The organism is Xanthomonas sp. SHU 308, assembly GCF_000364645.1.
GTDB lineage: Bacteria > Pseudomonadota > Gammaproteobacteria > Xanthomonadales > Xanthomonadaceae > Xanthomonas_A > Xanthomonas_A sontii.
In genome coordinates, this window is record NZ_AQOK01000237.1 from 1 (window position 1) to 10,040 (window position 10,040).

Consider the following 10,040-nt stretch of genomic DNA (forward strand, 5'->3'; position numbering starts at 1 on the left):
CGGGCGCCTGCCGCAGCCGCGGGTGCGCCGCGCCGGCCCGGCGGTGGCCGAAGAACACACCCTGCAGCAGAGCCTGCAACGCCAGGAGCCGCCCCCGCCGCCTTCGTCCACCGCCGAGGAGACCGCGCCGGCCAAGCCGGTGCCGGCGTTCACGGTGGCGCCGGAGATCTTCCGCGCCTACGACATCCGCGGCGTGGTCGGCCGCGACCTCAGCCCGCAGGTCGCGGCGCTGATCGGCCAGGCGATCGGCGCGGTGATGCAGGAGCAGGGGCTCAACGAGGTGGTGGTCGGCCGCGATGGCCGCCTGTCCGGGCCGGAGCTGTCGGCCGCACTGATCGAAGGCCTGCGCCGCGCCGGCTGCCATGTCACCGACATCGGCCTGGCGCCGACCCCGGTGGTCTACTTCGCCGCCTACCACCTGCGCGCCGGCAGCTGCGTGGCGGTGACCGGCAGCCACAACCCCGCCGACTACAACGGCTTCAAGATCGTGGTCGGCGGCGAGACCCTGTCCGGCGCCGCCATCGCCGACCTGTACGCGCGGATCAGCGCCGGCCGCCTGCCCACGGCCGAGGAGCCGGGCCGGCTGCAGCAGCGCGATGTCGGCGACGACTACATCCAGCGCATCGCCGACGACGTGCAGCTGGACCGCCCGCTCAAGGTGGTGGCCGATGCCGGCAACGGCGTCGGTGGCGAACTGGCGCCGCGCCTGCTGGAAGCGATCGGTGCCGAGGTCGTGCCGCTGTACTGCGATGTCGACGGCACCTTCCCCAACCACCATCCCGATCCCAGCGAGCCGCACAACCTCGAGGATCTGGTGCAGACGGTGCGGCGCTTCGACGCCGACCTCGGCGTGGCCTTCGACGGCGACGCCGACCGCCTCGGCGTGGTCACCAAGGAAGGCACGGTGATCTACCCGGACCGCCTGCTGATGCTGTTCGCCGCCGACGTGCTGCAACGCAATCCCGGCGCGCTGGTGATCTACGACGTCAAGTGCACCGGCAAGCTGTCCGACTACGTGCTGCGCAACGGCGGCAGCCCGCTGGTCTGGAAGACCGGGCATTCGCTGATCAAGGCGAAGATGCGCGAGACCGATGCCGAACTGGCCGGCGAGATGAGCGGCCACTTCTTCTTCAAGGAGCGCTGGTACGGCTTCGACGACGGCCTGTACGCGGCGGCGCGGTTGCTGGAGATCCTGGCCCAGCGCGAGGAATCGCCGTCGGAAGTGCTGGCCGAACTGCCCGACAGCGTGGCCACGCCGGAGATCAAGCTGCCGGTGGACGGGCAGGACGCGCATGCGCTGGTCGCCGAGCTGGTCGCCCAGGCGCAGCAGGAGGGCTCGCCGTTCGCCGGCGCGCGGCTGCTGACCATCGACGGGCTGCGCGCCGACTTCCCGGATGGCTGGGGCCTGGTGCGCGCCTCCAACACCACGCCGGTGCTAGTGCTGCGCTTCGAAGCCGACAACGCGGCGGCGCTGGAGCGGATCAAGGCGCTGTTCCGCGCGCAGCTGCAGGCCATGCTGCCGGGCCTGGCGCCGACCTTCTGAGGCGGCGTCGCGCGCCCGGCCTGGTCCGGGCGCCGGGGTGTGCGACGGCTCAGCCGCCGGCGGTGGTCGCGGACTGTGCCGGGCCGTTGCCCCGGGCCGCGCGATAGCGCTGCAGCACGTCCTCGATTTCCTGATCCAGGCCGAGCCGCTGCTGTTCGAAGTTCTTCTGCATGCGCAGTTGCCACAGCAGGGCGCGGTGCCGCTGCTGCACGTCGTCGGCGGTCTTGGCCGGCACGCTCTGCCCGGCCAGCTCGCGCGCGCCGGCGCCGGACAGCAGGCCGATCAGGCCCTGGCGCAGGCTCTCCACGTTGTAGCGCGCGGTCTGGATGTTGTTGTCGACGATGCCGATGCGCTCGGCGAACACCCGGCGCAGTTCGTCCTCGGTCTGGTACGACAGCAGCATCGCCTGGTCGGTGCGCTTGCGCGTCTCCAGCGCGGCCTGGTCGGCGCGCTGCTGCGCGGCGTCGGCGGCGGCCGCGGCGCGTTCCTCGGCGTTCAGCGCACGCCCGACCTCGGCGCTGCGCATGCCGCTGGTGGCGTTGAACTCGTCGCGTGCCTGGTTCACCGCTTCCGGCGGCAACGCATCGCTGCAGGTACGTTGGCCGCCCTGGTTCCAGCAGTACAGCTTCTTGGACGGCGCCGACGCCTGTTGCGCGGCGGCCGGCAAGGCGAGCAGCGCCAACAGCGCCGGCAGGACGCGAGTGCGTGGTCGGATCGGCATCGTGGCAGCCCCCTGCTGTCAGCCAGACGAAGCGCAGCCGTAGCGGGCCCGGTAGGCCAGCAGCGGTTCGCGGAAGCCGACAAGGTCTGCGTTTCCGTCGATGAATGCAAGCAGGTCGCCCAGATGCGCGACCGAGACCACAGGAACGCCGGCCTCGGCGGCCACTGCCTGCGCCGCCGAACGGCGGTCGTCCTCGGCGGCGATCTCCTGGCGGTCCAGCGCGACCAGGATCGCGGCCGGTTCGCCGCCGGCGGCGCGGATGATGCCCAGCGCTTCGCGGATCGCGGTGCCGGCGGTGATCACATCGTCCACGATCAGCACCCGGCGGCCGGCCAGCGGCGCGCCGATCAGGCTGCCGCCTTCGCCGTGCGCCTTGGCTTCCTTGCGGTTGAACGCCAGCGGCAAATCGCGCCCGCGCCGCGCGTACTCGCAGGCCACCGCCGTCGCCAGCGGAATGCCCTTGTAGGCCGGGCCGAACAGCAGGTCGAAGTCGAGCCCGGCCGCGTCGGCCGCATCGGCGTAGCACGCGGCCAGCCGCGCCATGCTGGCGCCGGAGTCGAAGCGGCCGGCGTTGAAGAAATACGGACTGAGACGCCCGGACTTCAGCGTGAACTCGCCGAAGCGCAGCGCCTCCACGTCCAGGGCCAGTTGCAGGAAACGGTGCCGGTAGTCGGTCATTGGGGGGCCGGGAATGGGGAAACGGGAATAGGGAATCGATAAAGCGTACCCCAGCAGGACCGCGAAGACGGAACAACCGCTATGCTTTTCACCATTCCCTATTCCCCTTTCCCCATTCCCGGCTCTTCCATGCGCATCATCAGCTTCAACGCCAACGGCCTGCGGTCGGCCGCCACCAAGGGCTTTTTCGAGTGGTTCGCCACCCAGCAGGCGGATGTGCTGTGCGTGCAGGAGACCAAGGCGCAGGAGCATCAGCTGGCCGGGCCGGCGTTCCTGCCGGACGGCTACCGGGTCTGGTTCCGCGACGCCAGCACCAAGAAGGGCTACAGCGGCGTGGCCATCTACAGCAAGCGCGAGCCGGACGAGGTGCGGACCGCGCTGGGCTGGCCCGAGTTCGACGAGGAGGGCCGCTACATCGAGGCGCGCTTCGGCAACCTGAGCGTGGTGTCTTTCTACATTCCTTCCGGGTCCTCAGGCGAACTGCGCCAGGGCTACAAGTTCCAGGTCATGGACTGGCTGCGGCCGATCCTGGTGGAGTGGCTGCACAGCGGCCGCGACTACGTGCTGTGCGGCGACTGGAACATCGTGCGCTCGGCGCTGGACATCAAGAACTGGAAGTCGAACCAGAAGAACTCCGGCTGCCTGCCGGCCGAGCGCGACTGGCTCAACGGCCTGTGCGCCGACCGCGCCGAGGAGGCCGATGCGGCCAGCGGCCGCGGCTGGGTCGACGCCTACCGCGCGCTGCATCCGGACGGCCAGGACTACACCTGGTGGAGCAACCGCGGCGCGGCGCGCGCCAACGACGTCGGTTGGCGCATCGACTACCAGTTCGTCACCCCGACCCTGCGCGAGCGCCTGCAGGGCTGTTCGATCTATACCGCGCAGCGCTTCTCCGACCACGCGCCGTTCACGGTGGACTACCGCACGTGATCGGAGCACTGGGCGCTTGGTGGCGGTCGCTGGACGTATACGCCAACCCGCGGGTGCGGGCGATGCTGTTTCTGGGATTTTCCTCGGGCCTGCCGTTCGCATTGGTGCTGACCACGCTGTCGGCGCGTCTGCGCCAGGCCGGCATCGACCGGACCACCATCGGCTACTTCAGTCTGGTCGGGCTGGCGTACTCGTTGAAGTACTTCTGGTCGCCGATCGTGGACCGTCTGCCGATCCCGGTTCTCTCGCGACTTGGTCGGCGGCGTAGCTGGATGCTGGTTGCACAGATCGGCGTCGTTGCCGGCCTGGTCGCACTCGCGCTGGCCAATCCCGCGCTGGACGCGCGCGCGGTGGCTTTGCTTGCCGTCTGCACTGCTTTCGCCGCGGCAACCCAGGACATTGTCGTGGACGCCTATCGAATCGAGGCGGCTCAGGCCGATACGCAAGGCGCGATGGTCGCCGCCTATCAGGCTGGCTACCAGTTGGCGCTGATCTGTACCGGCGCCGGTGCCCTGACCTTGGCGGCAGAACTGGGCTGGAAGGCGTCCTACCTGATCATGGCGGTCTGCGGATTGGTCGGTCTTGTCACGACGCTCTGCATTGCCGAACCCATGACGGGCACCAGCGGTCCAATACGTCCGATCGAACCCATGGTGGAGGCGTTCCGAACGCGCGCGCAGCGTTGGCCGGCGTGGATCAGAGCGACGGTTGCTTGGTGCATCGGTGCCGTGATCTGCCCGTTCGTCGATTTCTTCGCGCGGATGGGCTGGAAGGTGGGCATCTTGTCCCTTTCCCTGGTGATCACCTACCGACTCAACTACACCACGATGGGCGTTGCGGCCAATACGTTCTATCTGGACATGGGGTTTACGCTGGAACAGATCGCATTGGTCTCCAAAGTCTATGGGATCCTCATGACGATCGTCGGCGCTTTTCTGGCAGGCATCCTGGTCCGTCGTTACGGCATAGCGCGGACGTTGCTGATGGGATTGGTCCTGCTTAGTGGCGCCAACCTGATCTACGCGCATATCGCCAGCATCCACCCTGGGATCGCCTGGCTGGCGACTGCGATCAGCGCCGACAACGTGGCCAACGGTATCGCCGGGACGGCCTTCATCGCTTACATGTCATCGCTGACCAGTCCGAACTACACGGCGACGCAATACGCTCTGTTCGGAACCCTGTGGAGCCTTCCCGCCAAGTCGATCGCCAGTCAATGGGGCAAGATCGTGGACGCCTGGGGCTATCCTCCGTTCTTTGTCTATACCGCTGCGATTGGCATCCTTGCGTTACCGATGATCATCTGGCTCATCTGGCGTGAGCCACGAATGAGGGGAGATGCCTGGCAGAAAACGCCCTGATCGCTGGGTTTCTCGGCCATAGCAGCTCGTGTATATGAGGCACGTATCCGCAATTGCCTCACAGCCATTGCCGTCCAGCGATTGAAAGGCCGTCCCCGGACGGGGATGATGGGCAACGGCGCACGCGTGCGCCGCCGCCAGGGAGTCCGCATGAGCGACCTTGTGTTGCGCGATATCGACCCGTTCCTGCTCGAACGCATCCGCCGCATCGCTGTCGCCCGCGGCTGGACCCAGCGCCAGGCAGTGCTGGCGCTGATCGAGCAGGGCCTGTTCTCCAGCGAGCATGACGTGCGCAGCGGGTTCGAGCACCGCGAGGTGGATGCGCTCTCGGAGGCGATCGCGGCCTTGCGCGCGCTGCCGGCCGGCAGCGGCTTCTGAATCCCGACGCCTCGCTTACGCGGGGTGGATCGCGCCGAGGATGCGCGGCCCGCGCGCGCCGCTGACCGACGGCAGGTTGCCCGGTAGCCCGGCCAGGGTCTGCCGGGCCAGCCAGGCGAAGCCCATCGCTTCGATGTAGTCCGGGTCCAGGCCCTGCGCCTGGGTCGACTGCACCTGCACCCCCGGCAGCAGCGCCTGCAGCCGCGCCAGCAACAGCGGGTTGTGCACGCCGCCGCCGCACACCAGCAACTGCCGGGTCGCCGGCTGCTGCGTCAGCAGCGCATCGGCGATGGTGGCCGCGGTCAGTTCCAGCAGCGTCGCCTGCACCGCGGCCGGCGCGGGCGCCGGGGTGTCCAGGCAGGCCTCCAGCCAGCGCAGGTGGAACTGCTCGCGCCCGGTGCTCTTGGGCGGCGGCAGCGCGAACCACGGATCGGCCAGCAGGCGCTGCAACAGGTCGGCGTCGACCGCGCCGCTGGCGGCGAACGCGCCGCCCGCATCGTAGGGCTGGTCGCGATGGCGCTGGCACCAGGCATCGAGCAGCGCGTTGGCCGGGCCGGTGTCGAACCCGCGCACCGCGCCGTGCGCCGGCAGCAAGGTCAGGTTGCCGATGCCGCCGAGGTTGAGCACGGCCCGGTCTTCGTGCGCCGCCCCGAGCATCGCCGCATGGAAGGCCGGCATCAGCGGTGCGCCATGGCCGCCGGCGGCGACGTCGCGGCGACGGAAGTCGCAGACCGTGGCGATGCCGGTCAGTTCGGCGATGCGGTTGCCGTCGCCGAGCTGCCAGGTGAAGGCGGGGTCGGCCAGCGGGCGATGGCGCACGGTCTGCCCGTGCGACCCGATCGCGCGCACCGCGGCCGGCGCCACCCCGGCGTCGTCGAGCAGGCGCAGCGCCGCCTCGGCGAAGGCGATCGCGACCTCTGCATCGAGCTGGCCCAGCGCGTCCAGCGAGGCGATGTCGCCGCCTTCGCCCAGCGCGATCAGCACCGCGCGCTGCTGCGGTGCCCACGCATAGGTGCGCCCCAGCTGCAGCTGCGGGTTGCCGTCGTGGTCGAAGCGCACCAGCGCGGCATCGATGCCGTCGGCGCTGGTGCCGGACATCAGGCCCAGGAACAGGGCGTCGTCGGGAACGGCGGAAGGAGAAGACATGCTAGGCACCAGGCGGCGGACGGCGCCGCAGCGTGTGCCAGGCGCCGCCGCCCGTCAATGCGCGGCGCGGCGGAACCGGCTGCCGGTGCTCAGCCGGCGTCGTGCGAGGCGGTGGCCTTGGACGAGGCGACGACCTTCTTCTTCTTCGCCCCCGGCTCGCCGGCATCGGCGTAGATCAGCTTCTCCACGCGCTGGATGCGCGCCAGCGCCGGCGAGGTCTGCGCACGGAACGCGGCCAGTTCGGCGCCGGCCAGCGGGGTCGGCGGCGGCATCGTCACCGAGGCCGGATTGCGCTGCACCCCGTCCACGCGGAATTCGTAGTGCAGGTGCGGACCGGTGGCCATGCCGGTCATGCCGACGTAGCCGATCACCGTGCCCTGGTTGATGCGCTGGCCGGCCTTGATGCCGCCGAAGCGCGACATGTGCCCGTACAGCGTGCTGTAGCCCTTGCCGTGATCCAGGATCACCACGTTGCCGTAGCCGCGCTGGGTGCCGACGAACTGCACCCGTGCATCGCCGGCGGCCATGATCGGGGTGCCGGTCGGCGCCGCGTAGTCGATGCCCTTGTGCATGCGCATGGTGCCCAGCACCGGGTGCTTGCGCGCGCCGAAGGTGGAGCTGATGCGGCTGTAGGACACCGGCATGCGGATGAAGCTCTTCTTCAGCGGCCGCCCGGTCACGTCGAAATATTCGGCCGGCTTGCCGCCGCGCTCGAAGCGGAAGCCGCTGTAGGTCTTGCCGCGCGTGGTGAAGGTCGCCGCCAGGATCTTGCTGGTGTCGATGCGCTCGCCTTCGCGCCAGGTCTCGTCCATGACCACGCTGAAGCGGTCGCCCGGTTGCAGGTCCTTGTCGAAGTCGATGTCGTACTTGAAGATCTCGTCGGTCATCGTCGCGATCGCCGACGGCGACAGCCCGGCCTTGCGTGCGGCCACGTACAGCGAGCTGGTGATCTCGCCGCTGGTGACCACGGTGCGTGTGCTGGTCTCGCGCTCGATCACCTTTTCCTTGATGTCGTCGTCCAGCAGCGACAGTTCCACCCGGTGGGTGGCATCGCGGTCGAAGCGCAGGGCGCGCAGGTCGCCCGTCGTCGCCAGGTCGAAGCCGATTTCCGCGCCCGGACGCAGCTTGGTCAGCGCGTCGTGCGTGCCCGGATGGTCCAGCACCCGCTGCATCACCGTGGCGGGGAGGCCGAGCTTCTCGAACACCGAGCCCAGGGTCTGCCCGGATTCGATCCGCACCACCTGCCAGTTGTCGGTGATCGCAGCCTGCTGTTGCTGGGCAAGCGAGATCGGCGGCAACGGCAGCGCCAGCGTCGCCTGCGTGGTCTGCAGCGGCACGTCGATGGCGTTGGAAAAGCCCGGGACGATCGTGGCGACCATTGCGCCGATGGTGGCGAACAGGCTGGCGTGGATCCAGTGGCGGCGCGTCCAGCGACCGGCGGGAAGATGTTCCTTCAACTTGCGATGCAGCGCAGTGTCGTGGAGAACGTGAAGGCGTTGCTGGAACCGCTGCCGGCGCGCGCGTTCCTGATCACTGTTGGGCATCAAGGCTTCCTCACGAGCCCGAAGCGCGAGCTCAAAACTCGGCTACCATAAACATCGTTCCACAGCGCGTCAAACCATTGAGCCGGCTCGAATTTTCACCTGGCTGCACGGTTAACTCGCTCTTAACGCCATTCACGTTTGTTGAAGCCACTCGCCGGAGTTCCTGTTTTGTCCACGATCGAAGAGTCCCTTGTCCTGATCGGCCGCGGTGCCGACGAAATCCTCAAGCGTGAAGAACTGGAGGCCCGCCTGCGCAGCGGCCGTCCGCTGCGGATCAAGGCCGGCTTCGATCCCACCGCGCCGGATCTGCACATCGGCCACACCGTGCTGTTGAACAAGATGCGCCAGTTCCAGGACCTGGGACACCAGGTGATCTTCCTGATCGGCGACTTCACCGGGATGATCGGCGACCCCACCGGCAAGAACGTCACCCGCAAGCCGCTGACCCGCGAGGACGTGCTGGCCAACGCCCGCACCTACGAGGAGCAGGTGTTCAAGGTGCTGGACCGGGAGCGCACCGAGGTCCGTTTCAACTCCGAATGGTTCGGGCAGATGAGTGCGGCCGACATGATTCGCCTGGCCGGCCAGCACACCGTGGCGCGCATGCTCGAGCGCGACGACTTCGCCAAGCGCTACGCGGCGCAGCAGTCCATCGCCATCCACGAGTTCCTGTACCCGCTGGTGCAGGGCTACGACTCGGTGGCGCTGAAGGCCGACGTCGAACTGGGCGGCACCGACCAGAAGTTCAACCTGCTGATGGGCCGCGGTCTGCAGGAGCACTACGGGCAGCCGGCGCAGATCGTGCTGACCATGCCGTTGCTGGAGGGCCTGGACGGGGTCAACAAGATGTCCAAGTCGCTGGGCAACTACATCGGCATCAGCGAGCCGGCGATCGACATCGTCACCAAGACCATGAAGATCGGCGACGAGCTGATGTGGCGCTGGATCGAACTGCTGTCCTTCGAGATCGGCGTGAACGAAGCGCAGGCGCTGCGCCAGCAGGTGCAGGCCGGCAGTCTGCATCCGCGCGAAGTGAAGTTGCGCCTGGCGCGCGAATTGACCACCCGCTTCCACGATGCCGCCGCCGCCGAGCAGGCCATCGTCGGCTGGCACGCCGTGGTAACCGGGCAGGGCGACACCAGCGCCTTGCCGCTGCAGCAGGTCGCCGTGCCGGCGGAAGGCCTGCGGATCGCCGCATTGCTGACCGCCGCGGGCCTGACCGCCAGCAACTCCGAGGCAAGCCGCAAGCTTAAGGAGCGGGCGGTGCGCGTGGCTGGCGAGGTGGTCGAGGATCCGCAACAGAGTTTCGCGCCTGGCTTCGAGGGCGTCCTGCAGGTCGGCAAGCGGACGTTCGCCCGGGTGCAACTGATCGCCGGGTGAGGCCGCACCCGGCCACTGCGGCTGATCCGCAGCGGCGGGAGGGCCGAGGAGATGCTGCGGCGTATGCTCTATATAGATAGAGAGCAGTCGATCTACAGCCGGTCCGGTCTATCAACAGAGTAATCGCTACTTCCCGGCAGTGGATGCTCCGGCGCGGCCGGACGACCGCCATCAGGCTCGCCGCGACGAGAGAGTGAAAAAAGTTTTCACACCCTCTTCCCAAGCGGGAGATTTGAGGCCATACTTTCCCTCCCCTGACGCAACGCCTTCACGGCAACGCGCCAAGGGCGTCAAAAACCTCTTCAAAAAGGTGTTGACGAAGTGAAAAAGTCGGCTAATATGGCCGGCTCGCTTCGAGG

At 68.3% G+C, this 10,040-nt stretch carries 10 protein-coding genes; 5 read left to right on the forward strand and 5 right to left on the reverse strand.

Translation table 11 applies throughout. The annotated features are described in order from the left end of the window. Positions 1–1,543 (forward strand): phosphomannomutase/phosphoglucomutase (locus tag D588_RS0108855; RefSeq protein ID WP_017915714.1); only part of this gene is annotated, 1,543 nt, incomplete at its 5' end. Positions 1,544–1,592: 49 nt separating this feature from the next. Here D588_RS0108855 and D588_RS0108860 read toward each other — a convergent pair. Together D588_RS0108860 and pyrE are read right to left on the reverse strand one after the other, a co-directional pair. After that, on the reverse strand, positions 1,593–2,264 hold the full coding sequence (locus tag D588_RS0108860; protein ID WP_051067856.1) for a hypothetical protein: 672 nt from the start codon (positions 2,262–2,264) through the stop codon (positions 1,593–1,595). A gap of 18 nt (positions 2,265–2,282) precedes the next feature. Continuing rightward, a complete protein-coding gene (gene pyrE / locus D588_RS0108865; RefSeq protein ID WP_017907592.1) occupies positions 2,283–2,942 on the reverse strand; it encodes an orotate phosphoribosyltransferase in 660 nt (219 codons plus the stop codon). A gap of 129 nt (positions 2,943–3,071) precedes the next feature. Here pyrE and D588_RS0108870 point away from each other — a divergent pair, with 129 nt between their 5' ends. The 3 genes from D588_RS0108870 to D588_RS0108880 all read left to right on the forward strand — a co-directional run bounded on the left by D588_RS0108870 (position 3,072) and on the right by D588_RS0108880 (position 5,611). Continuing rightward, positions 3,072–3,872 (forward strand): exodeoxyribonuclease III, encoded by an 801-nt coding sequence (locus tag D588_RS0108870; protein ID WP_017912369.1) that lies wholly within the window; start codon positions 3,072–3,074, stop codon positions 3,870–3,872. Further along, positions 3,869–5,233, forward strand: coding sequence for an MFS transporter (locus D588_RS0108875; RefSeq protein WP_017915715.1), 1,365 nt, complete (start codon positions 3,869–3,871; stop codon positions 5,231–5,233). Before D588_RS0108870 ends, D588_RS0108875 begins: the two co-directional genes overlap by 4 nt. Before the next feature lie 150 nt (positions 5,234–5,383). Next, positions 5,384–5,611: a hypothetical protein gene (locus D588_RS0108880; RefSeq protein WP_026143529.1), complete on the forward strand. Its 228-nt coding sequence runs from the start codon at positions 5,384–5,386 to the stop codon at positions 5,609–5,611. 15 nt (positions 5,612–5,626) lie between these two features. On the opposite strand, the gene D588_RS0108885 is transcribed toward D588_RS0108880, so the two are convergent. Together D588_RS0108885 and D588_RS0108890 are read right to left on the reverse strand one after the other, a co-directional pair. Further along, a complete protein-coding gene (locus tag D588_RS0108885) occupies positions 5,627–6,757 on the reverse strand; it encodes an anhydro-N-acetylmuramic acid kinase (protein ID WP_026143530.1) in 1,131 nt (376 codons plus the stop codon). An 89-nt stretch (positions 6,758–6,846) separates the two neighbouring features. Further along, on the reverse strand, positions 6,847–8,301 hold the full coding sequence (locus D588_RS0108890; RefSeq protein ID WP_026143531.1) for a peptidoglycan DD-metalloendopeptidase family protein: 1,455 nt from the start codon (positions 8,299–8,301) through the stop codon (positions 6,847–6,849). Positions 8,302–8,469: 168 nt separating this feature from the next. On the opposite strand from D588_RS0108890, the gene tyrS reads away from it, so the two are divergent. Then, a complete protein-coding gene (gene tyrS / locus D588_RS0108895) occupies positions 8,470–9,681 on the forward strand; it encodes a tyrosine--tRNA ligase (protein WP_017907599.1) in 1,212 nt (403 codons plus the stop codon). A 171-nt stretch (positions 9,682–9,852) separates the two neighbouring features. Here tyrS and D588_RS28485 read toward each other — a convergent pair. After that, a partial coding sequence (locus D588_RS28485) for a hypothetical protein (RefSeq protein WP_232764265.1) occupies positions 9,853–10,040 on the reverse strand: 188 nt, incomplete at its 5' end.

Coding starts and splice junctions, on each gene's coding strand:
- D588_RS0108860 (WP_051067856.1), bottom strand. CDS start 2,264: ATGCCGATCCGACCACGCACTCGCGTCCTGCCGGCGCTGTTGGCGCTG.
- pyrE (WP_017907592.1), bottom strand. CDS start 2,942: ATGACCGACTACCGGCACCGTTTCCTGCAACTGGCCCTGGACGTGGAG.
- D588_RS0108870 (WP_017912369.1), top strand. CDS start 3,072: ATGCGCATCATCAGCTTCAACGCCAACGGCCTGCGGTCGGCCGCCACC.
- D588_RS0108880 (WP_026143529.1), top strand. CDS start 5,384: ATGAGCGACCTTGTGTTGCGCGATATCGACCCGTTCCTGCTCGAACGC.
- D588_RS0108885 (WP_026143530.1), bottom strand. CDS start 6,757: ATGTCTTCTCCTTCCGCCGTTCCCGACGACGCCCTGTTCCTGGGCCTG.
- D588_RS0108890 (WP_026143531.1), bottom strand. CDS start 8,301: ATGCCCAACAGTGATCAGGAACGCGCGCGCCGGCAGCGGTTCCAGCAA.